This window comes from Cupriavidus sp. FW306-1B-F12B, from assembly GCF_058781795.1.
Map to the genome: position 1 here is coordinate 210,308 of NZ_JBYSXC010000011.1, position 22,370 is coordinate 232,677.

Annotated in this window: 19 protein-coding genes; 8 read left to right on the top strand and 11 right to left on the bottom strand. The window is 68.9% G+C overall.

Annotated elements, in window-relative coordinates; translation table 11 throughout:
- Positions 1-44 precede the first annotated feature (44 nt).
- From AC3WLE_RS19695 to AC3WLE_RS19705, 3 genes are all read right to left on the bottom strand, one after another.
- On the bottom strand, positions 45-1,181 hold the full coding sequence (locus AC3WLE_RS19695) for an FAD-dependent monooxygenase (protein WP_492321242.1): 1,137 nt from the start codon (positions 1,179-1,181) through the stop codon (positions 45-47).
- A 562-nt stretch (positions 1,182-1,743) separates the two neighbouring features.
- Positions 1,744-2,979, bottom strand: coding sequence for an acyl-CoA dehydrogenase family protein (locus tag AC3WLE_RS19700; protein ID WP_492321241.1), 1,236 nt, complete (start codon positions 2,977-2,979; stop codon positions 1,744-1,746).
- 45 nt (positions 2,980-3,024) lie between these two features.
- The gene (locus AC3WLE_RS19705) at positions 3,025-4,176 is read right to left on the bottom strand and encodes an acyl-CoA dehydrogenase family protein (protein ID WP_492356550.1); all 1,152 of its coding nucleotides are present in this window, start codon (positions 4,174-4,176) and stop codon (positions 3,025-3,027) included.
- A 255-nt stretch (positions 4,177-4,431) separates the two neighbouring features.
- Here AC3WLE_RS19705 and AC3WLE_RS19710 point away from each other — a divergent pair, with 255 nt between their 5' ends.
- Together AC3WLE_RS19710 and AC3WLE_RS19715 are read left to right on the top strand one after the other, a co-directional pair.
- On the top strand, positions 4,432-5,979 hold the full coding sequence (locus AC3WLE_RS19710; protein ID WP_492356549.1) for an AMP-binding protein: 1,548 nt from the start codon (positions 4,432-4,434) through the stop codon (positions 5,977-5,979).
- Between the two features lie 155 nt (positions 5,980-6,134).
- Positions 6,135-8,897 carry a winged helix-turn-helix domain-containing protein gene (locus AC3WLE_RS19715; RefSeq protein WP_492356548.1) on the top strand — a complete coding sequence of 921 codons (2,763 nt, stop codon included), beginning with the start codon at positions 6,135-6,137 and terminating at the stop codon, positions 8,895-8,897.
- 39 nt (positions 8,898-8,936) lie between these two features.
- On the opposite strand, the gene AC3WLE_RS19720 is transcribed toward AC3WLE_RS19715, so the two are convergent.
- The gene (locus tag AC3WLE_RS19720) at positions 8,937-9,608 is read right to left on the bottom strand and encodes a nitroreductase (protein ID WP_492356547.1); all 672 of its coding nucleotides are present in this window, start codon (positions 9,606-9,608) and stop codon (positions 8,937-8,939) included.
- A 34-nt stretch (positions 9,609-9,642) separates the two neighbouring features.
- Complete coding sequence (locus AC3WLE_RS19725; protein WP_010811662.1) at positions 9,643-10,518, bottom strand: crotonase/enoyl-CoA hydratase family protein; 876 nt, start codon at positions 10,516-10,518, stop codon at positions 9,643-9,645.
- Between the two features lie 216 nt (positions 10,519-10,734).
- Here AC3WLE_RS19725 and AC3WLE_RS19730 point away from each other — a divergent pair, with 216 nt between their 5' ends.
- From AC3WLE_RS19730 to AC3WLE_RS19740, 3 genes are all read left to right on the top strand, one after another.
- Positions 10,735-11,706: an NAD(P)H-dependent flavin oxidoreductase gene (locus AC3WLE_RS19730; RefSeq protein WP_492321235.1), complete on the top strand. Its 972-nt coding sequence runs from the start codon at positions 10,735-10,737 to the stop codon at positions 11,704-11,706.
- A 4-nt stretch (positions 11,707-11,710) separates the two neighbouring features.
- A complete protein-coding gene (locus AC3WLE_RS19735) occupies positions 11,711-12,181 on the top strand; it encodes a PaaI family thioesterase (protein WP_492356546.1) in 471 nt (156 codons plus the stop codon).
- 146 nt (positions 12,182-12,327) lie between these two features.
- Complete coding sequence (locus AC3WLE_RS19740) at positions 12,328-13,503, top strand: acetyl-CoA C-acetyltransferase (RefSeq protein WP_492321233.1); 1,176 nt, start codon at positions 12,328-12,330, stop codon at positions 13,501-13,503.
- A 170-nt stretch (positions 13,504-13,673) separates the two neighbouring features.
- Here AC3WLE_RS19740 and AC3WLE_RS19745 read toward each other — a convergent pair whose 3' ends face one another.
- From AC3WLE_RS19745 to AC3WLE_RS19760, 4 genes are all read right to left on the bottom strand, one after another.
- Positions 13,674-14,348, bottom strand: a complete 675-nt coding sequence (locus AC3WLE_RS19745) for a histidine phosphatase family protein (RefSeq protein ID WP_492321232.1) — start codon at positions 14,346-14,348, stop codon at positions 13,674-13,676.
- 198 nt (positions 14,349-14,546) lie between these two features.
- Entirely contained in the window at positions 14,547-15,233 is a 687-nt protein-coding gene (locus AC3WLE_RS19750; RefSeq protein ID WP_013952396.1) for a TetR/AcrR family transcriptional regulator, read from the bottom strand.
- 157 nt (positions 15,234-15,390) lie between these two features.
- On the bottom strand, positions 15,391-16,125 hold the full coding sequence (locus tag AC3WLE_RS19755) for a VIT1/CCC1 transporter family protein (protein WP_492321231.1): 735 nt from the start codon (positions 16,123-16,125) through the stop codon (positions 15,391-15,393).
- Between the two features lie 23 nt (positions 16,126-16,148).
- Complete coding sequence (locus tag AC3WLE_RS19760; protein ID WP_492321230.1) at positions 16,149-17,051, bottom strand: LysR family transcriptional regulator; 903 nt, start codon at positions 17,049-17,051, stop codon at positions 16,149-16,151.
- 98 nt (positions 17,052-17,149) lie between these two features.
- Between AC3WLE_RS19760 and AC3WLE_RS19765 the strand changes: the two genes are divergently transcribed.
- The 3 genes from AC3WLE_RS19765 (at position 17,150) to AC3WLE_RS19775 (ending at position 19,963) form a co-directional block, all read left to right on the top strand.
- Positions 17,150-17,791: a glutathione S-transferase family protein gene (locus AC3WLE_RS19765; protein WP_492356545.1), complete on the top strand. Its 642-nt coding sequence runs from the start codon at positions 17,150-17,152 to the stop codon at positions 17,789-17,791.
- A gap of 54 nt (positions 17,792-17,845) precedes the next feature.
- Positions 17,846-18,820: a pyridoxamine 5'-phosphate oxidase family protein gene (locus tag AC3WLE_RS19770; protein ID WP_492356544.1), complete on the top strand. Its 975-nt coding sequence runs from the start codon at positions 17,846-17,848 to the stop codon at positions 18,818-18,820.
- A 135-nt stretch (positions 18,821-18,955) separates the two neighbouring features.
- A complete protein-coding gene (locus AC3WLE_RS19775; protein WP_492356543.1) occupies positions 18,956-19,963 on the top strand; it encodes a Bug family tripartite tricarboxylate transporter substrate binding protein in 1,008 nt (335 codons plus the stop codon).
- Positions 19,964-19,992: 29 nt separating this feature from the next.
- Here the strand turns inward: AC3WLE_RS19775 and AC3WLE_RS19780 are convergent, their stop codons facing one another.
- Both AC3WLE_RS19780 and AC3WLE_RS19785 read right to left on the bottom strand, forming a co-directional pair.
- Entirely contained in the window at positions 19,993-20,433 is a 441-nt protein-coding gene (locus AC3WLE_RS19780) for a hypothetical protein (RefSeq protein ID WP_492351832.1), read from the bottom strand.
- 113 nt (positions 20,434-20,546) lie between these two features.
- On the bottom strand, positions 20,547-22,142 hold the full coding sequence (locus tag AC3WLE_RS19785) for an exonuclease domain-containing protein (RefSeq protein WP_492321225.1): 1,596 nt from the start codon (positions 22,140-22,142) through the stop codon (positions 20,547-20,549).
- Between the last annotated feature and the right edge of the window lie 228 nt (positions 22,143-22,370).

Consider the following 22,370-nt stretch of genomic DNA (forward strand, 5'->3'; position numbering starts at 1 on the left):
CGGCCGCGCAGGCGGCCGTGCTGGCGGAAACGATCGGAGCGGCTTCAGCCGAGCGCGACGTTCCAGGCGTCGTAATCGTACACCCAGTCGGCATTGCCGCCTTCCTTCAGCCAGGCATTGCTGCGCGAGCCGATCTGGATGCGGCTGGTGCGTTCGAGGCGCGCGGCCTGGTAGCGTGCCAGTGCGGCGGGCACGCCTGCGGCACCGCCGGGTGCGGCATCGGCAAGGCAGCGCGCCAGCACCACGCCGTCTTCAATCGCCATGCCGGCGCCCTGCGCCATGAACGGCATCATCGGGTGGCAGGCGTCGCCCATCAGCGTGACCGGGCCGGCGCACCATGCCGGCAGCGGGTCGCGCACGTACAGCGCGGAGATCAGCACCTCGTCGCAGGCATCGAGCAGTGCGCGCGCCTCGGGGTGGAAGCTGGCATAGGCGCTGCGCAGGTCTTGCACGCGGCCCGGCGTGGTCCAGGACTCATGGCGCCAGGCTTCCTGTGCGACGGTGGCGAAGATAAAGATGTCGCGGCCGCGGTTGAGCGGGAAGGTGACGATCTGCGTGGCGGCGTCGGGGCCCCACCATTTGGTGAAGGCGCCCAGGTTGGGCACGCCGGCGAGGCGCTCGGCGGGAACGACCGCGCGGTAGGCCACCACGCCGGTGAAGATCGGGCTTTCCTGGCCGAACAGGGCGGTGCGCACGGTCGAGTGGATGCCGTCGGCGCCGACCAGCACGTCGACGCGCTCCTGCGCACCGTTGGCGAAGCGCAGCGTGGCGCCATCGGCATGCGGCTCGATGGCCACGGCCTTGTGGCCAAGGCGCACGCATTCGGCCGGCACGGCGGCTTCCAGTGCGGTCATCAGGTCGGCGCGGTGCATGGTCAGCTGCGGAGCGCCGTAGCGGCGCTCGGCGTCTTCCTGCATCGGCAGGCGGGAAGTTTCTTCGCCGGTGTCCCACGTGCGGCTGATGCGGTGGCTGGGGCGTGCGGCGGTTTCGCGCAGGGCGTCGCCGATGCCTAGCCCGTCGAGGGCGCGTACGGCGTTGGGGGTCAGGTTGATGTCGGCGCCTACGCGGGCGAAGCGGGGGGCTTGTTCGTAGACGATTGCGTCCAGGCCGAGCTTGCGCAGTGCGATGGCTGCGGCGAGGCCGCCGATGCCGGCGCCGTTGATTCCGATCTTGAGGGGCATTTGGTCTACCTGCTTGGCTGTGTTCAAAAATGTACTATATGTTCATAAAAATATATGAGCGTAGAGGTAACCAGTCAATTAAGGGTGAACCCCTAGGGAGTGGCTTTCAGTCCTTTGGTGAGCTGGGGGCAATGCGGTCGGTTTGTGGCTTCCGGCAGCGTGGCTGTTTCGCCGGCGTAGCCGGCGAGTCACTTTTTGTCCGAGCGACAAAAAGTAACCAAAAAACGCGTCGCCTATGCGGCTGGCAATAAATTCCACGTTTTTGTGGTTCGCGCGGTGGTGGTTTCCGTTCCGCGTGGTTGGCCGTTCGACCCTGCTACGCCATGTGAGTTAGGGACAGTGCCTGCGTTAACCCACTATTGAACGATCCCCAGGGCGTAGGCCGCCTGCTGCCAGCCGTATCGCGGGGACGCCTACGGCTGCTACGCAGGCTCAAAATGCGCTGACGGTCATTGGGCGCTTGCGCGGAGCGCAGCCGAAGGCGTTGATGCGATATCGCCGGCCCAAAAAAAGCAGCCGCACACGGCGGCTGCTCTTGAAACCATCACTGGTACACGAACGCTCAAAGCCCCAGCACGAGCTTGGCAATGATATTGCGCTGGATCTCGTTGGAGCCCCCGTAAATCGACGCCTTGCGATAGTTGAAATAGCGCGGCGCGAGCACGGCAGCATATTCAGGGCCGACACGCGGCGCGGCCTCGCGTCCCTGCAAATGAGCCCAGGTGTCCTGCACGAACGGCAATGCCGCCGGGCCTGCAGCTTCCACGGCAAGTTCGCTGGCCGCCTGCAGGGCCTCGGTGCCCGTGAGCTTCAGCATGCTCGACGCAGCCCCGATCGAGGTTCCGGATTCCACGCCTGAGAACACCCGTAACTCAACCGCTTCCAGCGCGGCAGCACGCAGGTGCAGCGCCGCCAGCTTGCGGCGGAAGGCGGGATCGTCCAGCAGGCGGCCACCGTCGTCGGCAGGCTGCTCTGCCGCAATCTCCGCGATCTTCGACAGTTGCTTGCGCAGCATCGGGCTATACGTACCGCCGCGCTCGAACTCCAGCAGGTACTTGGCGTAGGTCCAGCCCTTGCCTTCCTCCCCGATGCGGTTGGCTGCCGGCACGCGCACGTTCTCGAAGAAGACCTGGTTCACTTCCTGCTGCCCGGTCATGGGGCCGTCCAGCGTCGGCAGTGCCGACACCGTGATGCCGGGGGTATGCATGTCGAGCAGCAGGAACGAAATCCCTTCCTGGCGCTTCGATTCGCGGCTGGTGCGCACCAGGCAGAACATCCAGTCGGCCCACTGCGCATGCGTGGTCCAGATCTTGGAGCCGTTCAGGATGTAGTGCTCGCCGTCGCTGTCGGTGCCGTGGTCGGCGCGCATCTGCAGCGAGGCCAGGTCGGAGCCGGAGTTGGGTTCGGAATAGCCCTGGCACCACCACACGTCCGAGCTCAGGATCGGCGGCAGGAAGCGCTGCTTCTGTTCGGGCGTGCCGTACTTCATGATCACCGGCGCCACCATCTTCAGGCCCATCGGCGACACTGGCGGGCAGCCGGCGGCGGCCAGTTCCGACTGGAAGATAAAGCGCTCGGTCGAGCTCCAGCCCGGGCCGCCGTATTCTTTCGGCCAGTTCGGCGCGGCCCAGCCGCGCGCGTGCAGCGCCTTCTGCCAGCGCAGCTGCGCGGCCTTGTCGAGGTAGCCGTTCTTGGACTGCGTCATCATCGCGCGCAGGTCGGCGTCATAGGCCTGGGCGATCCAGGCGCGCACGTCTTCACGGAACTGCTGGTCTTGCGGGGAGAAATCGAGATTCATCGACGGGCCTCGCTGGGTATTCGTCTGGGTTCGGGGATGCCGGCTTCAGGCCGCGGCCTGGGCGGGGTAGAGCAGGTCGGCGTAGCGGCGCAGGTGGTGCTCGGCCGAGCCCAGCTGCAGGTCGATCGCGGTGACGCGCTTGAAGTAGTGGCCCACGGCCAGCTCTTCGGTGACGCCCATGCCGCCGTGGATCTGCACCGCCGCCTGGCCGACAAAGGCACCGGCCTGGCCGGCCTGGATCTTGGCCGCGCACGCCGCCTGGGCGCGTGCCTGCGGCGCGCCGGCCGCCTGCATCGCCGCCACCTGGGTCAGCGCCACGGATTGCTCCAGCTGCATGTACATGTCGGCCATGCGGTGCTGCAGCACCTGGAAGGTGCCGATCGGCACGCCGAACTGCTTGCGCTGGCGCGCATAGTCGATGGTGTCGGCCAGCATGCGCGCCATCGCGCCATTGGCTTCGGCGCAGAGCGCGACCATGGCTTCGTCGCACAGCTGTTCGATCAGGGCAAAGGCTTCGCCTTCGGCGCCGATGCGCTGGCTGGCCGGCACCTGCACGTTGTCGAGCAGCACCTCGGCGGCACGCAGGCCGTCGAAGGTCGGGTACTCGCGCAGCGTTACGCCCGGCGTGTCGCGTGCAATCCAGAACAGGCTGATGCCATCCCGGTCGCGGCGCGCGCCGGAGGTGCGGGCGCTGACCACCAGGTGGGTGGCGAACGGCGCGCCGACCACGGCGTGCTTTTGCCCGCTCAGCTTGTAGCCGTTGCCCTGGCGCGTGGCGCTGGCCTGCACGTCGTGGCGGCAATAGCGGCTGGCGGGTTCGGCGTGGGCCCAGGCGGCGGTGGCTTCGCCGCCGATGATGGCCGGCACCCACTGCGCGGCCAGCTCGGGGCTGCCGTGCATCAGCGCGCCGCCGCCCAGCACCACGGTGCCCAGGTAGGGCTCCAGCGCCAGGTGGCGGCCCAGTTGTTCCATCACGATCATGTGCTCGGCCGCGCCGCCGCCCAGGCCACCGAGCGTCTCGGGGTAGGCCGCGCCGAGAATGCCGAGCTCGCGGGCGAATGCGCGCCAGCAGTCCGGGCGCCAGCCCGCGGCGGACTGCACGGCAGCGCGGCGGGCTTCGAAATCATAGTGGTCGGCCAGGTAACGCGCGAGCGTGTCGCGCAGCATCGACTGTTCTTCGCTGAACTGGAAATCCACCTTGGCTCCTTCGAAATGGGGGTGAGGCGTGATTGCGGTAGTCTGGCGGGCATCATCCTGCCAGGCCGCCTAGTGGCGCATCGTCGCATCGGACGAAGCTGTCCCGGCGCGCCCGCGGCCCTGTTTTGCGGCACTGCGGCAAAACGGCGGCGGTGTCGCTTCGTCGCTTCCGACGATGGTTGAACCGGCTGGGGTTCCGAGAATGCGGTACCGGCATCCGCCAACACACCGACACCCGTCGAGGAGTCCAACGCCATGCATCCGCACATCCACGCGCAGCGCACACCCGAAAAGCCAGCCGTCATCATGGGTGGCAGCGGCGCAGTCGTCACCTACCGTGAACTGGACGAACGCTCGAACCAGGTCGCCCACCTGTTCCGCAGCCAGGGACTGCAGCCCGGTGACCGCGTGGCGTTCATGGTCGAGAATCATCCGCGCCTGTTCGAACTGTGCTGGGGCGCGCAGCGCAGCGGCATTGTCTATGTCTGCCTGAGCACGCGGCTGAACGTGGCCGATGCCGCCCACATCATCAATGACAGCGGCGCCAGGCTGCTGGTCACCACGCACGCGCAGGCCGAGGTTGCGGCTGCCCTGGTCGGGCAGACGCCGGCCTTGCGCGGCAGGTTGATGCTGGACGGCACCGTGCCGGGCTATGACGCGTACGAGACCGCGCTGGCGCGCTGCCCGGCAACGCGCATCGATGACGAAGTGACCGGCGGCGACATGCTGTATTCGTCCGGCACCACGGGCCGGCCCAAGGGGGTGTATGCGCCGCCGTCGAGCCCGAATATCGACGATCCCACGACCCTGACCAGCCTGTGCCAGCGGCTCTATGGCTTCGATGCCGAGACGCGCTACCTGTCGCCCGCGCCGCTGTACCACGCGGCGCCGCTGCGCTACAACATGACCGTGCAGGCGCTGGGCGGGACTGCGGTGGTGATGGAGCATTTCGATGCCGAGCACTACCTGCAGCTGGTGCAGCAGCACCGCATCACGCATACGCAGCTGGTGCCGACGATGTTCTCGCGCATGCTCAAGCTGCCCGAGGCGCAACGCCAGGCCTATGACGTGTCGTCGCTGCGCGTGGCGATCCACGCGGCCGCGCCGTGCCCGGTGCAGGTCAAGGAAGCCATGATCGCGTGGTGGGGGCCGGTGATCTGGGAGTACTACGCCGGGACGGAGGGCAACGGCGTGACCGTGGTCAGCACGCCGGAGTGGCTGGAGCGCAAGGGCACGGTGGGCCGGGCCATGGTCGGCAAGCTGCGCATCTGCGGGCCGGACGGCGCGCTGCTGCCGCCGGGCGAATCGGGCACGATCTACTTTGCCGAAGGCCGCGACTTTTCGTACCACAACGACGAGGCCAAGACCGCGGAGTCGCGCCACCCGCAGCAGCCTGACTGGAGCACCATCGGCGATGTCGGCTACGTGGATGCGGACGGCTACCTGTACCTGACCGACCGCAAGGCCAACATGATCATCTCGGGCGGCGTCAACATCTACCCGCAGGAGGCCGAGAACCTGCTGATGACGCATCCCAAGGTGATGGACGTGGCCGTGATCGGCGTGCCCAACGAGGACTTCGGCGAAGAGGTCAAGGCCGTGGTGCAGCCGGCCGACATGGGCCAGGCCGGTCCCGAGCTGGCCGCGGAACTGATCGCGTTCTGCCGCGCCAACCTGTCGGCCATCAAGTGCCCGCGCTCGGTCGACTTCGCGTCGGAGCTGCCGCGCCTGCCGACCGGCAAGCTGCTCAAGCGGCTGCTGCGCGACCGCTACCGGGCCGGCCACGCCAGCAAGCTGGTGTAGGCCACTTGCCGCCGCCCGCATTTTCGCGAGTGCGGCGGTTTACGTCATAATCCTCCGTTACATCACAGCCACGGCCGCCCGGCTGCATCCGCAGCGCGGGCGGGCGCATCGCGCGGCCTGCAACGGCAGCGATGTGCGGGAGACGACAACAGCCAATGGCAAGTATCGAGGAGACCGGACGGCGCGCGCCGCCGCCCGCCGGCGCCGCATCGCTGGCGGCCAAACTGCGTCCGCCGCTGCTGACCCCGTTCCAGGTCGAGCGCGCGGCGATCTGCGAGGCCGTGTGCGCGGCCGGTTTCGTCAAGCTTGTGCTGGTGCGTGCACCGGCGGGCTTCGGCAAGACCACGGCCATGCTCCAGTGTCGCGCGCGCCTCGAGGCCGCGGGCGGGCGCACCGCCTGGCTGACGCTGGATCGGTCGGACAATGATGCCTCGCGCTTTCTGGGGTCGGTCGAAGCTGCCATCGCGCAGGGCCTGGGCGGCGGCGGCCCCGGCCGGTCCGCGCACGCGACGCTGGCACAGGATCCCGGCGAGCAGGCGCTCGCGCTGATCGACCGCCTGGCCAGCCATAACGGCGCCTTCACGCTGTTCCTCGATGATTTCGAAGCGATCCAGAACGCCGCCGTGACCGGGCTGGTCTGGCAACTGGTGGAAAGCCTGCCGCCCGGCTGCCGCGTGGTAATCGGCACGCGCTGGGTGCCGGAATCCGGCCTGGGCCGCCTGCGCGCGCGCGGCGAGCTGCTTGAGATCGAACCCGCGCAGCTGCGTTTTTCCGCCAGCGAAACCGCATCCTTCCTGCGCCATGCGCGCGGGCTGAAGCTGGAGCAGGCGGCCATCAGCGTGCTGCACCGGCGTACCGAGGGCTGGGCCACTGCCTTGTGGCTGGCGTCGGTCGCGCTGGAGCGGCGCAGCCAGCCAGAGGGTTTTATCGCCGGCTTCTCCGGCTCCAACGCGGCGATTGCCGACTACCTGGTCGAAGACGTATTCCTGCACCTGCCCGAGGCGGTGCGCGACTTCCTGCTGCGCACCTCGATCCTGGACCAGTTGTGCGGGCCGCTGTGCGACGCCGTGTGCGAGCCCGCGACAGCTGGCAGCAGCGACGAGATCCTGGCCTGGCTGGAGCGCGCCAACCTGTTCCTGCTGCCGCTGGAGAGCGAACGCTATGGCGAGCGTGGCTCCGGTGCGGCATCGGAGCAGTGGTACCGCTATCACAGCCTCTTTTCCGGCTTCCTGCGCGGCCAGCTGGCCCAGGCCATGCCTGACGCCGTGCCGCAGCTGCACCTGTCGGCATCGCGCTGGTATGAGTCGCAGGGGCGCCCGGTGCCCGCCATCGAGCATGCCTTCGCGGCCGGTGCGCTGGCGCGCGCGCTGCCGTTGCTGGACGGCGCCGCGGACGACCTGCTGGCGCAGGGCCGCATGCGCCTGCTGACGCGCTGGCTGGAGGCGGTGCCGGCGGAAGAACTGGCGCGCTGGCCCAAGCTGCAGATCGCGCGCGTGTGGGCGGTGTCGTTCACGCGCGGCCCGGCCGAAGCCATCGCCCTGCTGCAGCAGATCCCCACCGAGGGCGCGGCCGGCGACCTGCTGGCGCATATCCGCGCGCTGCGCCACATGCTGCTGAACATGATGGACCGCTTCGACGATGCGCGCGCCTTCGCCCGCAATGAGCTGCCGCCGTTGCCGATGGGCTATGCCTTCCCCGATGCGATCCTGGGCACGTCGATGGCGCGCCTGGCTGCAGTCGCCGGCGACTACCCGGAGGCACGCCGGCTGCTGCAGGTGGCGCGGCACGCGGTGCGCGGCTCGGACAGCAATTTCAACAAGATTTTCTCGGAATCGGTCGAAGGGCTGATCGACCTGCGCCAGGGGCGGCTGCAGCAGGCCCTGGCACGGTTCCGCATCGCCGCCAGCACGATGCTGCCGAACCGCTTCGGGCCCACCAACGGCAATGCCATGGCCGGCATCCTGCTGGCCGAAGGCCTGTACGAGAGCGGCGATTCCGAGCGCGCCAGCCGATTGCTCAACGTCTACCTGCCGCTGTCGCGCGACCTCGGGCTGCCGGACCAGATCATCACCGGGCACACGGTGCTGGCCCGCATTGCCTTCGAGCGCGGCGAAGCCGACCAGGCGCATGAATGGCTGGCGCAACTGGAAGCGCTGGGGCACCACCGCGGGCTGACGCGGCTGGTGATGGCGGCAATGCTGGAGCGCGCACGGCTGGCACTGCGCCAGGGCAATGTCCACGCGGCGCAGGAGGCGATCGAACGCGCCGCCGATCCGGCGCTGTGGCGCACGCGGCCCGGGGTCAGCTCCTTTGCCAGCGATGTCGAGGACATCACCCTTGGCCGGCTGCGGCTGGACCTGTATGCGCGCCCGGGCACGCCGGTGCGCGAGGCCATCGAGCGCGAGCTGGCGGCTGCCGCCGGCAACCAGCTGATGCGCCGCGCGCTCAAGCTGCGCATCCTGCTGGCGCAGGCGTGCCAGCGCACCGGCGACGGCGCGCACGCGCTGGTGGTGATGGGCGAGGCGCTGCGTTTCGGCGCTGCCGAAGGCTTTGTCCGCATCTTTACCGACGAGGGCGACGATGTGCGCAGGCTGGTGGCCGATGCCTGCTCGCGCCAGTCGGCCAGCCTGCCTGCTCCCTATGTGGAAAAGCTGCTGCAGGCCTGCGGCCAGGCCGGGGGCGAGCAGGCCGCCGGTGCCGGCCGGCCGGCGCCGGCCGCGCTGGTGGAGCCGCTGACGCCCAAGGAGCAGAAGGTGCTGCACCTGCTGGCCGAGGGCTATTCCAATGTGGCCATGGCCGAGCGCCTGTTCGTGTCCGAAACCACGGTGCGCACGCACCTGCGCAATATCAGCGCCAAGCTGCACGCCAGCAACCGCACCCAGGCGGTGGCCATCGCACGCCAGCTCGGGCTGCTCTGAGGCCGCGCGCGCAGGCCAGCCCGCGCGCGCGGTTGCGGCTCAGATGCCCATGAACTCCGTGAATTCCTCCAGCGGCGCGCGCACGGCACGCAGCTGGTTGGCGGGCGCCTCGGGATCCTCGTAGCCGATTGCCATGCCGGTGAACAGCATCCGTTCGGCAGGCAGCGACAGGAACTTGCCAATGGTCTGCGGGTACATCGCCCAGCATTCCTGCGCGCAGCTGTCCAGGCCTTCTTCACGCAGCAGCAGCATCACGGTCTGCAGGTACATGCCCAGGTCAGACCATTGCGGCGGGCCCATGCGGCGGTCCACGGTGCAGAACAGTGCCAGCGGCGCGCCGAAGAAGGTGAAGTTGTTGGCAAACTGCGCCAGCCGCCGCGCCTTGTCCTCGCGCGGGATGCCGAGGTAGTGGTAGAGCGCCTCGCCCACCTGGAAGCGGCGGTCGCGGTAGGGCGAGACCAGCTCGCGCGGGTAGATGTCGTACTCGCGCTCTTCACCCGCGGGCGCCTGGGCGATGCGCTCGCGCATGATGGCGCGCAGCCCCTCCAGGGCCTCGCCGCCCACGACATGGATATGCCAGGGCTGCAGGTTGCCCCCGGAGGGCGCGCGCGCGGCGGCGTCGAGCACGCGGTGGATGGTGTCGGGCGCAACGGCCCGGGGCAGGAAGCCGCGGACGGACTTGCGGCTGGCGACGGCTTGGCTGACTTTCATGCGTATTCCGGAAAAGTTGATCGACGGGCGCGCTTCAGATGAAGGGCGGCTCGCTGGTCCAGTCGAAGAAGTCCGGCATGTCGTGCGACACGGTTTCCGGGAAGGCGGCGGGACGCTTCTCCAGGAAGGCGCTGACGCCTTCCTTCACGTCGGCGGAGCGCCCGCGCGACTGGATCGCGCGGCTGTCGAGCTTGTGCGCTTCCATCGGGTGGCTGGCGCCGGCCATGCGCCAGATCAGCTGGCGCGAGATCGCTACCGAAACCGGCGCGGCATTGGCGGCGATCTCGCGGGCAATGGCCTGGGCGGCAGGCAGCAGGTCTTCGGGCGCGTGCAGCGAGCGCACCAGGCCGCGCTCATGCGCTTCCTGGGCCGAGAACACGCGGCCGGTATAGCACCATTCCAGCGCGGTCGAGATGCCGACCACGCGCGACAGGAACCACGACGACGCCGCTTCGGGCGTGATGCCCCGGCGCGCAAAGACAAAGCCGAACTTGGCGTCGGTCGATGCCAGCCGGATATCCATCGGCAGCTGCATGGTCACGCCCACGCCGACCGCGGCGCCGTTGACCGCGGCGATCACCGGCTTGAGGCTGCGGAAGATGCGCAGCGAGACGCGCCCGCCGCCGTCGCGGTGCGCGCTGTCGGGGCTGGCGCCATAGCGCTTCTCGAAGTCGAAGGTGGAACTGCCGCCGGACAGGTCGGCGCCGGCGCAGAAGGCCCGGCCCGAGCCCGTGACGATCACGGCGCGCACGTTGTCGTCGGCATCGGTGGCGTCGAACGCGGCGATCAGCTCATGCATCATCTGCGCGGTGAACGCATTGAGCTGGTCCGGGCGGTGCAGGGTGATGGTGGCGACACCGTCTGCAACGGCGTAGCGCAGGGTTTCGAACGAAGGCGTGGCTTGCGTCATGGGGGGCTCCTGCCGGGATTGCTGCAAACAAGGGAGGAAGGGTGCCGGGGCGGGGCGCCGGCACGGGGCTCGGTCAACACTAGTGCAGAATGCGCCGCCCGCAATCGTCGCTTCCGACGAGGCTCGGAATTGGCACCTGGCCGTAGACTGATCCCGATCAAGCGGCAGGGCCGGCACTACCGCGCGCCTGCCGGCGCAGACAGCAAAGGGACAACCATGAAGACACGAATTACCGAACTGCTTGGCATCCGCTACCCGATCATCCAGGGTGGCATGCAATGGGTTGGCTACGCCGAGATGGCCTCGGCCGTTTCCAATGCCGGCGGGCTGGGCATCCTCACGGCGCTGACGCAAGCCACGCCCGAGGACCTGGCCGAAGAGATCCGCCGCTGCCGCGAGATGACCGACAAGCCGTTCGGCGTGAACCTGACCCTGCTGCCGTCGATCAACCCGCCGCCGTACGCGCGCTACCTCGACGTCATCATCGAGAGCGGCGTCAAGGTGCTGGAAACCGCCGGCAACAACCCCAAGGAACATATCGCGCGCGCCAAGGCCGCCGGCATCAAGGTGATCCACAAGTGCGTGGCGGTGCGCCATGCGCTGTCGGCCGAGCGCCTGGGCGTGGACGCGGTGTCGATCGACGGCTTCGAGTGCGCCGGCCACCCCGGCGAGGACGACGTGCCCGGCATGGTGCTGATCCCGCAGGCGGTGCGCAAGCTGTCGATCCCGGTGATCGCCTCCGGCGGCATCGCCGACGGGCGCGGCATGGCGGCGGCGCTGGTGCTGGGCGCCGAGGGCGTCAACATGGGTACGCGCTTCTGCGCCACGCGCGAGGCGCCGATCCACGACAACGTCAAGCAGGCGCTGGTGCAGGCCAGCGAGCGCGACACCAACCTGATCTTCCGCACGCTGCACAACACCGCGCGCGTGCTCAAGAACGCCGTGTCGGACGAGGTGGTGAGCATTGAGCGCCGCCCGGGCGGCGCGCAGTTCGAGGACGTCAAGCACCTGGTCGCCGGCGTGCGCGGCAAGGCGGCGCTCAAGGCGGGCGAGACCGACGGCGGCATCATCAGCGCCGGCCAGTGCGTGGGCCTGATCGACGACGTGCCCAGCTGCGAGGAGCTGATCACGCGCATGGTGGCCGATTGCCGCGAGCACCTCAGCGTGGCCTCGCGCTTCTTTGCCTGACGCCATGGCCGAGGCTGAAATCGAGGCGGCGATGACCCGGGCCATCGCCGCGCCGGGCGAAGCTGCCGGCGGGGACGTGCCGGAGGGCTTCGTCCCGGTGCGCCGCATGAGCGGCTACATGGCGGGCTTTGGCCAGCTCTACCTGCATGGCGGGCGCCGCACGCTGGCGGTGCGCATTGACGAGAGCCACCTGAACAACCTGGGCATCCCGCACGGCGGCATGCTGGCGACGCTGACCGATACCGCCATCGGCATGATGATGTCGCTGGAAACCGGGCGCTCCAAAAGCGCGGTGACCGTCAACCTGAGCCTGGACTACCTGGATTCCGCGCGCCTGGGCGACTGGGTCGAGGCCCGCGTGGAGTTCGACAAGCTCGGCTCGCGCCTGCGCTACGGCACCTGCCGGCTGGTCAGCGGCGAGCGCTGCCTGCTGCGCGCGACCGCGATCTTTGCGGTGCTGGCGCCGCGCACCTGAGGCCTGCGGCAAACTTCGTCGCTTCCGACGACGCTTGCCACTGCCCGCAGCGCAACAATGCAAAGCGACACTGCCGGCGCCAGATGCCGGCACTCCGGACAACACCATGGCTGCCCCGGCAGCCTGCACCGAACCAAGGAGATCACATGGCAGAGGCATATATCGTTGCGGCGGTCCGTACCGCCGGCGGCCGCAAGGGCGGCAAGCTGTCGGGCTGGCATCCGGCCGACCTGGCCGCACAGGTGCTGGACGCGCTGGTGGAACGCACCGGTGCCGACCCGGCGCTGGTCGAAGACGTCATCATGGGCTGCGTGAGCCAGGTCGGCGAGCAGGCCGGCAACGTGGCGCGCAATGCCATCCTGGCCTCGCGCCTGCCTGAAAGCGTGCCCGGCACCTCGGTGGACCGCCAGTGCGGTTCGTCGCAGCAGGCACTGCACTTTGCCGCGCAGGCAGTGATGTCGGGCGCGATGGACATCGTCATCGCTGCCGGCGTGGAAAGCATGACGCGCGTGCCGATGGGCCTGTCGTCGCAGCTGCCGGCCAAGAACGGTTTCGGCGTGCCCAAGAGCCCCGGTGTCGAGGCGCGCTACCCCGGCGTGCAGTTCAGCCAGTTCACCGGCGCCGAGATGATCGCGCGCAAGTATGACCTGTCGCGCGAGCAGCTGGATGCCTACGCCCTGCAGAGCCACCAGCGCGCCATCGCCGCCACCAAGGCGGGCCGCTTCACTGCCGAAATCCTGCCGGTGGAAGTGCGCACGGCCGACGGTGCCAATGGTGAAATGCACACCACTGACGAAGGCATCCGCTATGACGCCACGCTGGAAAGCATCGGCAGCGTCAAGCTGATCGCCGAAGGCGGCCGCGTGACGGCTGCCTCAGCCAGCCAGATCTGCGATGGCGCCGCCGGCCTGATGGTGGTCAACGAGGCCGGACTGAAGAAGCTCGGCGTCAAGCCGCTGGCGCGCGTGCACACCATGACGGTGATCGGGCATGATCCGGTGGTGATGCTGGAAGCGCCGCTGCCGGCCACGGAGGTCGCGCTGAAGAAGGCGGGCCTGCGCATCGGCGATATCGACCTGTTCGAAGTCAACGAAGCCTTCGCCCCGGTGCCGCTGGCCTGGCTGAAGGCCACCGGCGCCGATCCGGCGCGCCTGAACGTGCATGGCGGCGCGATCGCGCTGGGCCATCCGCTGGGCGGCTCGGGCGCCAAGCTGATGACCACGCTGGTGCATGCGCTGCATACGCACGGCAAGCGCTACGGCCTGCAGACGATGTGCGAAGGCGGCGGGCTGGCCAACGTGACCATTGTCGAGCGCCTGTAAAGCTGTGAGACTCGCTGCGCGCCGCACAGGCACGCAGCGCATGAATTGCAGCAGCAAGGAGTGGTAAAGGGAGAAGGACCGGCGGCGCGGGCATGTCAGCGTGCCCGCGCCGGCAGCCGGAAAAAAGGCCGCGATATTCGCGGCTTTTTTTGTTTACGGTGTGTCGCGCGTCAGGCGAACGTCACTGCGCTGCGCCGGTCGGCGCGTTCCAGGTGCGGCACGTTGTTGAAGCTCAGCAGCCGCTGCACGCCGCGGCCGACGATGATCTCGCAGAACGCCGTGTTGCGGAACTGCAGGTTCATCTCGATGGCGGCCTGGGCCGGTGCGCCAAGCAGGTCGGCCGTGGCGCGGCCGATGGCGCCACCGGAGCTCACCACCAGGATGGCATCCTCGCGCGTCGTGCCTTCGCTTGCGTGCGCGAGGGCGCCGTTAATGCGGGCGCCGAAATCGGCCCAGCTCTCGGGCATCTCGGCCAGCCCGTCCTGGGTCCATGCCGCGTAGGCGGCGCGGAAGGTGCGCCAGTAATCGTTGTAGTCGCCGTTCTGGTGTGCGCGGTGGTCGGCGCCGCCGGTGTGGCAACGGTACAGCGCCTCGCCGTCGTATTCGTTCAGGCCCGGGTGCGAGACGATCGCCGCCTGCGGCTGACCCATGCCGGCCAGGATCTCGCTGGCGGTGTCCTGCTGGCGCACCAGCGTGCCGGCTACCACGCGGCTGAAGCTGACGCCGCGCTCCTGGAAATACTCGCCCAGCCAGCGCGCCTGCTGGCGGCCGGTCGGCGACAGGCAGTCGTAGTTGGCGGCGCCAAACGAGGCTTGTCCGTGCCGGACGAGGAAAAGCGTGGCCATGAGCGGTCCCGGTGAACGTTGAGGCGGATAGGGCTGCGCCCGGCGCGCCGTTTCGCGGCAGGCCGGGGGCGCCGGGCACGGAACCCGGCGTGGGCACATTCTAGGGAGGTCCGGCGCGCCAGCCAAGCAAGCGCTGCGCAATTCATGGCAGCCATGGCCTGGCTGCATTACCGCGGCTGGCGCGGGCCGGTCGTGTGCTCAGGCCGGCTCTGCGCAGGTGATGCCGAGATAGCCGGCCATCAGGCGGTTGAGTTCCGGGATCATCTGTTCGTCGTCGAGGTGCAGCGGGCCGGAATCGTTGAGCACGGCATTGACCAGCACACTGAACACCGCCTGCATGGCAAAGCGCACGCGCAGCTCGGCGGTCTCGGCAGGCATCGCCAGCCGCGGCACCAGCAACTGCACCATGCGCTCCACGATGGCTTCGCCGCTCTGGCGGTGGGGCACCCATTCCTCGGGCCGCGTGGACGCATGCCGCAGCGACGCGCGGATCACGCCGCGGTTGGCCAGGGTGCCGAGCACCATGAAGCGCGCGGCCTTTTCCAGCAGCACCGGTGTCGGCACGTCCTCCCAGCGCTCCTGCGCCAGGTAGCGCTCGGTCGACGCTGCGGTTTCTTCCATCACCAGCGCGCGCAAGGCCTCGAAATAGGCCATCTTGTCGCGGAAGCGCCCATAGAAGGCACCCACCGACACCTGGCACGCCGCGGCGATCTGCGCCACGGAAACCGCGGCAAAGTCACGCGAGGCAAGCAGTTCCCGGCCCGCGCCCAGCAAGGCTTGTTCGGTCTCGCGCGCACGGCGCTGGCGCGGCGGCTGCAGGATCGAGGGCGTATCGATACGGGGAAAGGAGGCGTTGGCGGTGAAGCCGGATTGGGTCGCTGACATGGGCACTCCGTATTCGAATTCGGATTCGATTTTGAAAATACCGGTGCGTGCCACGACGCGTCAAGGATTTTGTCGGGTGGCAGCCCGGCGTGACGGGTGGGTGGGCTGCGCCGGAGGTGGCGTTGCGGCGCGCATGCGCCGCTTGCCTCGGCGCGGGTCAGAGCGAGCCGAACACGGTGCCCAGTCCGTAGGTGAAGGCTGCCGCCATGCCCCCGATCAGCACCTGCCGCAGCGCCGAGAACCATCCCGGGCGGCCATTGAACGACGAGGTGCCCCAGCCCACCAGGCCAAGGCCGGCCAGGCACGCGACGATGCTGCCGAGTTGCGCCGATGGCCCTGCGGTCACGAGGAATGGCAGCAACGGCACCAGCGCACCGCTGCTGTACAGCACGAAGGAAATCACCGCTGCCTGCACCGGGTTGCCGCCGCGCTCCTGCGGGTTGATGCCCAGCACTTCGCGCGCAAAGGTGTCCAGGGCCGCGCGCGGGTTGCGCATGATCTCGTCGGCGGCGCGCTCGGCATCGGCCGGCAGCACGCCCTTGCCCTCGATCACCGTGACCAGCCGCTGCCGGGCCCGGGTGGCATCATGCGCGAGCTCGTGCGCCATGTCGCGCAGGCGCTTGTTGTTCATCTCGCGGCTGTTGGTCACCGACAGCCATTCGCCCAGCGCCATCGAGCAAGCGCCCGCCGCCAGGCCCGCCAGCCCGGCCAGGATGACGGCCTCGCGCGAGGCCGCCGCGCCCTCCAGGCCCATCACCAGGCAGAAGCTGGACACCAGCCCGTCGTTGACGCCCAGCACGGCTGCGCGCAAGGCGTTGCCGCTCGGTCGATGGATCAGGCGCCGCACGCGGGAGCCGAAGCCGGTTGGAGTGGGGGCGCTCGACAGGGGCATGGTCTTTTGGCGATGGAACGTTGTCAGTTGAAGCGCGGGCCCAGGTCATCCCGCATCCATTCGATAAAGGCGCGCGTGCGTGCCGGCAACAGCCGTGCATGGGGATAGATCAGCGACAGCGGCCATGCCGGCTGCTCGAAATCCTGCAGCACGATGCGCAGTTTGCGTGCTTCGACCAGTTGCGCGACCTGGTAGGACAGGAAGTGGCCGAAGCCCGCGCCTTCGGCACAGGCAGCCACGGCGGGCGCGGTCTGGTTGAATTCCAGGTTGCCGCTGACCTGCACGTGGAACTCCCGGCCGGCTTCCTGGAAGGTCCACCAGTGCGCGTGGTTGCCGGTGAAGCGCACGCAGTTGGCGCTGGCCAGTTCCTCGGGATGGCGTGGCACGCCGTGCTTGCGCAGGTAGGCGGGCGTGGCCACCACCACGCGGCGGATGCTGCCGACGGTCTGCGCCACCAGCGTGGAATCAGCCAGCGGGCCGATGCGCACGCCCACGTCCAGGTCTTCTTCAAGCAGGTTCACCACGCGGTCGGTGAACTCCATGCGGCAGCGCACGCGCGGATAGCGCTGCACGAAACGCGTGACCGCCGGCGCCACATACATCTGGCCGAACAGCACCGAGGCGGTCAGCGTGAGCTGGCCGCTGGGTTCGACATGGCTGGCGGTCAGGCCGGCCTCGACCTCGTCGATGGTGGCCAGGATGCGCCGGCAGCTGTCCAGGTAGCTGCGCCCCTCGCCGGTCAGCGACAGCCGCCGCGTGGTGCGGTTGAGCAGCCGGACCTGCAACTCGGATTCCAGTGCCGCCAGCGTGCGCACCACCGCCGGCAACGAGGTATGCAGCGTCGTCGCGGCTGCCGTCAGGCTGCCCTCGTCGACGATCCGCACAAAGGTCTGCATCGCGCGTAGCTTGTCCATGGCGCCACACATTACTCCATTCTTTGGAGTAGTCAAATATCAATTGCCCTATTTATTGCAACGGCTTCGGCGCCCAGAATCCGGCTATCCCAACCGTTGAGGAGAGTGCCATGCAAGAAACCAATCGCCCCGCCAAGCCGCTGGTGCTGTACCGCTCGCCGGTGTCCGGCCACGCCCATCGCGCAGAACTGTTCCTGGGGCTGCTGGGCTTGCCCTGCCGGCTGGTGGACGTCGACCTGCGCGGCGGCGAGCAGCGCAGCGAGGCCTTCCTGCGCCTGAACCCGTTCGGCCAGGTGCCGGTGCTGGATGACGACGGCGTGATCGTCGGCGATTCCAACGCCATCCTGGTCTACCTGGCCACGCGCTATGAACACGGCCGCTGGCTGCCGCGCGACCCGGTGGGCGCGGCGCGCGTGCAGCGCTGGCTGTCGGTGGCCGCCGGCGACATTGCCTTCGGGCCGGCGGCGGCGCGCCTGGGCGTGCTGTTCGGCAGGCCGGTGGCGATGGACGATGCCGTCACCCGCGCGCAGCGGCTGTTCACGCTGATGGAAACCCTGCTCGCCGGGCAGCCGTTCCTGGCGGCCGACCATGCCACCATCGCCGACGTTGCCGCCTACAGCTATATCGCCCGCGCCGAGGAAGGCAACGTGCCGCTGGTGCCGTACCCCGCGCTGAACGCCTGGCTGCGCCGCATCGAAGCCTTGCCCGGCTTCGTGCCGATGCTGGTGTCGAAGGTCGGCCTGGCGGCGTAGCGCCTGCCGGACCCGCGTATCGCCAATCGATCCGACAAGGAAAAGGAGCTAGTCATGGATCTGCCCACATGGCCGCACGCCGGCCTGCCATTCCACGCCGGCGAACTGGCCGCCCAGGAGCGCGCCGGCAAGCGCGAACGCATGGCCGCGTCCGGCCCGCGGGTGATCCGTGGCGAGATGCCGGAGCAGCACCGCACGTTCTTTGCGCAGCTGCCGTTCCTGCTGGTTGGCGCCGTCGATGCCGACGGGCAGCCCTGGGCCACGATGCTGGCCGGGACGCCGGGGTTTGCGCATACGCCTGACGCCACCCACCTGCGTATCGACGCCGTGCCGCTGCCCGGCGACCCGGCGGCCTCGGCGCTGGCGCAGGGCGCGCGCATCGGCCTGCTCGGGATCGAGCTGCCTACGCGCCGGCGCAACCGCATGAACGGGGTCATCGTGGCGCGCGACGAGGGCGGGATGACGGTCGAGGTCGAGCAGAGCTTTGGCAACTGCCCGCGCTATATCCAGTTGCGCGACGTGAGCCTGGCCGAGCCGGCGCCCGCGCCGCCCGCCTGGCACGGCGACGCGCTGGACGAGCAGGCGGTGGCCTGGCTGCGCGGTGCCGATACCCTGTTCATCGCCACCAGCCACACCGCATCGCCGCAGGACGAGGGCGAGCACACCGGCGGCGCCGATGTCTCGCACCGCGGCGGCAAGCCTGGCTTTATCCGCGTCGACGAGGCCGGCACGCTGACGTTCCCGGACTTCAACGGCAACAACTTCTTCAATACGGTCGGCAACCTGCTGGCCAATCCGCGAGCCGGGATCGTGGTGCCGGATTTTGTCGATGGCTCGCTGCTGCATGTGGGCGGGCGCGCCGAGGTGATCTGGGAGGGCGATGAACTGGCGTCATACGCCGGCGCCGAACGGCTGGTGCGGCTGCATGTCGAGTGCGTGGTGCGGCGTGCGGCGGTATTGCCGCTGCGCTTCGGTTTTCGCGAATACTCGCCGGTGCTGGCGGACACGGGCGCGTGGCCGGTGCGTTGAGCCCGGCAGTCCGGGAGATTGTCATAAAAATGACATCAAAAAGTCACAAAAGAGTCACAATGGCGGCTGGCGATTGTCCGTAGCACCCGGAACCAGGGCGCTGGCGGGCAGCCCTGTATCAAGGAGAAATCAACCGTGGACAAGACGAAGAACAAGCCGCAAGCCCGCCGGGACATCCTGAAACACGCACTGCTGGCCCTGGCCGCCGCGCCGCTGGCGCTGGCGGCGGGGGCCGCGCAGGCGGCCTGGCCGGAAAAGCCGATCCGGCTGGTGGTGGCATTCCCGCCCGGCGGCCCGGTCGACACGCACGCGCGCCTGCTGGCCGAAAAGCTGCAGCCGATCCTGGGCCAGACCATCGTGATCGACTACAAGGCCGGCGCCGCCGGCAATATCGGCTCGGACAACGTCGCCAAGTCCGCGCCCGACGGCTACACGCTGCTGCTGGCCAACACCGGGCAGATGGCCATCAACAACTCGCTCTATCGCAAGCTGCCCTACAGCATGCCGAAGGACTTCGCGCCGGTGGCACGCACGGCGCTGATCCCGCTGGTGATGGTGGTCAACAACAACGTGCCGGCGCGCGACCTGAAGGCGTTCATCAGCTATGCCAAGGCCAACCCGGGCAAGCTGAACTTTGCCTCGGGCGGCAATGGCGGCATCTCGCACCTGATGCCGGAAATGTTCAAGCAGGCTTCGGGCACGTTCATCGTCCATATCCCGTACAAGGGCAGCTCGCCGGCGCTGACCGACGTGATGGGCGGCCAGGCGCAGATGATGGCCGACTCGATCCCGCTGTTCACGCAGTACATCAAGGCGGGCAAGGTGCGTGCGCTGGCGGTGACCTCGCCGCAGCGCTCTCCCGCGCTGCCGGATGTGCCGACGATGCAGGAAGCCGGGCTGAAGGGCTTCGAGGTGGTTGGCTTCTACGGCATGCTGGCGCCGGCGGGCACGCCCGGGGACGTGGTCTCACGCCTGTCCGGTGCCTTGCGCACGGTGCTGGCCGACCCCGACACCAAGGCGAAGCTCGAGCAGCAGGGTGCCGAGCCCGCATGGCAGTCGCCGGAGGCATTTGCCGCCACGATCACGGCCGAGCAGAAGCGCTGGGGGCAGGCAGTGAAGGCGTCGGGCGCAAGTATCGACTGAGCCGGGCTGGTACCCGCGGGTGCCGTGGCTCAGCTGCGGCCCCGATATTTCAGGCTGGCGCAGTGGCCGACGAGCGCGGTGATGCAGCAGGCATCGCCGCGCCATTCGCCGCCGATGACGATGCCGTCCTGGCCGGTCACGAGCTTGCGCTGGCATTGGCCCGGCACCGGCGTGCGCTCCATGCCGGCATCGCGCGGGCCGCTGCCCGGGGCGCGCGCGGGCGCAACCGAATCGTTCCAGACATAGGCCGTGCCGGAGGGCAGGGCCTGCACCGCTTGCGGCGGACCCCACTGGCGCTTCGCCTCATCGACGGGGACGTTTTTCCAGGAATCGAAGACGTCCTGCATGGCGCTGGCCTCCAGGCCGGCGCAGGCACCGGTGATGGCAGCCGCCCACAAGACGGCCAGGCTTGCACGCACGCTGACGGCGCCGCGGGCCGTTTCGGCCGGAAGGATTGGGTTGGCTGGCATGTAGGCTCCGCATCGGCGCAGCCGGCTGCAAGGGCCGGCCTGTGCAGGCTAGCGGAGCCGCGTGCCTCGCTGCAAGCGTGCTCTGCGCGATGACGCACAGAGCGTGGCCGGCTTCAGTCGGAGAACAGGCCCAAGGGGTGCTGTGCGGCAGCCGGCGGCGCCTTGCGGGCGGTCTGCCCGCCCGGGATGCGTGCCGGGCGTGGCGCCTCGGCGGGGGCCTCGGGGGCGGTCAGCGTGAACGGCCTGTGCACGGACAGCGGCACCGCCTGCGGCATCCATTGCGCCAGCCGCGGCGCGAGGATCTGGTATGTATCGAGGTCGAAATGCGCTGGTGCTGCCGCCAGCGCCTGCGCTTCTTCCAGTGTGGCTGCGCAGCCCAGGTAGCACCAGTCGTCGGCGACATGCCACCAGGTGCGTCCGTCGTGCTGCTCGCGCCAGGCGGCCGGGCCATCGAAGGGCCAGGGTATCAGCGCGATCGGCGCCAGCGCGGCGGCCAGCCGGGCGCGGTGCGCGCCCGACGGCTCGGCGCCGACGCAGGCACCGGCGCAGCGATGGACCTGGCGCGCAAAGCAGGGGCTGCCACGGCGGGTGGTTTTCTCCAGCGACAGCGTTGCCAGGCACAGGCCGTGTTCCTGCGCCAGTGCGCGCAAGCGAGCCTCGGCCGCGCCGCGGCTGCCGAACACGCCGAACAGGTCTCGATGCCGGCAGAAATCCGTATCTCGATCCGAGCGCAGGCGTGGCACCGGCAACTGCTGCGGCAGTTCCCAGGCATAGAGCCGGGCATTGCAGCGCAGCAGCTGGTTGTGCACCGGCTGCATCGCCTTGACCAGCCGGGCTTCCAGCAGCAGCGCGCCGGTCTCGCCGCCGGTCTCGCGCCATTCCACACGGCGTACCAGCCGGGCCAGCCGCATGTCCTTGCCGTACCGGTAGTCGCCGGAGAAGTGGGCGCCGATCCGTTGGCGCAGGTGCACGCTCTTGCCGACATAGAGTGGCACGTCCTGGTCGCCGTAGAAGATATAGACACCGGGCGCCGCCGGCACGTCTTCCAGCGCGGTTTCGTCCAGGCCGGCCGGCAGGCTGGCCCGCCGCACCAGCGTGCGCACGGCTGATTCCACCAGGTCGACGGAATACGTGGCATGGATCTTCTGCCAGAACTGCCACAGCAGCTCGGCATCGGCCAGCGCGCGGTGGCGGCCCTTGGGCGTCAGGCCGAAGCGCGCGATCAGCGCATCCAGGCCGTGGCGTTCCACGGACGGGAACAGCGAGCGCGACAGTCTTACCGTGCACAGCACGTCGGCCCGGAAGGTCACGCCGGCACGCCGGAAGGCGTTCTTCAGGAAGCCATAGTCGAAGCGCGCGTTGTGCGCCACGAACAAGCGGCCTTGCAGGCGTTCTGCAAGCGATTCCGCCAGTGACTCGAAGCTCGGCTGGCCGCGCACCATCTCTTCGGTAATGCCAGTCATGCGCTGGATGAACGGCGGGATCGACATGCCGGGGTCGAGCAGGGTGTCCCATTCAATGATGCCGTCCGGGCCGACTTCGACCACGCCGATCTCGGTAATGCGGTCGCGCTGGGCGTCCGCGCCGGTGGTCTCCAGGTCGACAAAGACAATAGGGCGCGACAGCGCCGCGGCGAGAGCTTGGGCGTCGAGCAGGCGCGCCCCTTCCGATGGCAGGTGCGACGGCAGGTAGGTAGGCATGTCAGGCATCTGCCGATTCTAAGGGGGCGCTGATGGTGGCACGAAGAAGTTTTCAAAAACCCCTTGCCAACCCCGCTGCGGTCACTTAATATTCGCCCCCTCGCAACACAACGCAGCGCTGCAAAGCAGACGGGGCGCGGGTTGCGGGGTCGACCGGATCGGTTGGCGCAGCGAAGTTGGCGCGCTGGCCGCAGCAAAAAAAGATGCTGAAACGGTTGACGAAACGAGGAAAGCTCT

Bases quoted from the DNA above. Each gene is read 5' to 3' on its own strand.
- AC3WLE_RS19695 (WP_492321242.1), bottom strand. From the start codon at position 1,181: ATGCCCCTCAAGATCGGAATCAACGGCGCCGGCATCGGCGGCCTCGCC.
- AC3WLE_RS19700 (WP_492321241.1), bottom strand. From the start codon at position 2,979: ATGAATCTCGATTTCTCCCCGCAAGACCAGCAGTTCCGTGAAGACGTG.
- AC3WLE_RS19710 (WP_492356549.1), top strand. From the start codon at position 4,432: ATGCATCCGCACATCCACGCGCAGCGCACACCCGAAAAGCCAGCCGTC.
- AC3WLE_RS19715 (WP_492356548.1), top strand. From the start codon at position 6,135: ATGGCAAGTATCGAGGAGACCGGACGGCGCGCGCCGCCGCCCGCCGGC.
- AC3WLE_RS19720 (WP_492356547.1), bottom strand. From the start codon at position 9,608: ATGAAAGTCAGCCAAGCCGTCGCCAGCCGCAAGTCCGTCCGCGGCTTC.
- AC3WLE_RS19725 (WP_010811662.1), bottom strand. From the start codon at position 10,518: ATGACGCAAGCCACGCCTTCGTTCGAAACCCTGCGCTACGCCGTTGCA.
- AC3WLE_RS19730 (WP_492321235.1), top strand. From the start codon at position 10,735: ATGAAGACACGAATTACCGAACTGCTTGGCATCCGCTACCCGATCATC.
- AC3WLE_RS19735 (WP_492356546.1), top strand. From the start codon at position 11,711: ATGGCCGAGGCTGAAATCGAGGCGGCGATGACCCGGGCCATCGCCGCG.
- AC3WLE_RS19740 (WP_492321233.1), top strand. From the start codon at position 12,328: ATGGCAGAGGCATATATCGTTGCGGCGGTCCGTACCGCCGGCGGCCGC.
- AC3WLE_RS19745 (WP_492321232.1), bottom strand. From the start codon at position 14,348: ATGGCCACGCTTTTCCTCGTCCGGCACGGACAAGCCTCGTTTGGCGCC.
- AC3WLE_RS19750 (WP_013952396.1), bottom strand. From the start codon at position 15,233: ATGTCAGCGACCCAATCCGGCTTCACCGCCAACGCCTCCTTTCCCCGT.
- AC3WLE_RS19755 (WP_492321231.1), bottom strand. From the start codon at position 16,125: ATGCCCCTGTCGAGCGCCCCCACTCCAACCGGCTTCGGCTCCCGCGTG.
- AC3WLE_RS19760 (WP_492321230.1), bottom strand. From the start codon at position 17,051: ATGTGTGGCGCCATGGACAAGCTACGCGCGATGCAGACCTTTGTGCGG.
- AC3WLE_RS19765 (WP_492356545.1), top strand. From the start codon at position 17,150: ATGCAAGAAACCAATCGCCCCGCCAAGCCGCTGGTGCTGTACCGCTCG.
- AC3WLE_RS19770 (WP_492356544.1), top strand. From the start codon at position 17,846: ATGGATCTGCCCACATGGCCGCACGCCGGCCTGCCATTCCACGCCGGC.
- AC3WLE_RS19780 (WP_492351832.1), bottom strand. From the start codon at position 20,433: ATGCCAGCCAACCCAATCCTTCCGGCCGAAACGGCCCGCGGCGCCGTC.
- AC3WLE_RS19785 (WP_492321225.1), bottom strand. From the start codon at position 22,142: ATGCCTGACATGCCTACCTACCTGCCGTCGCACCTGCCATCGGAAGGG.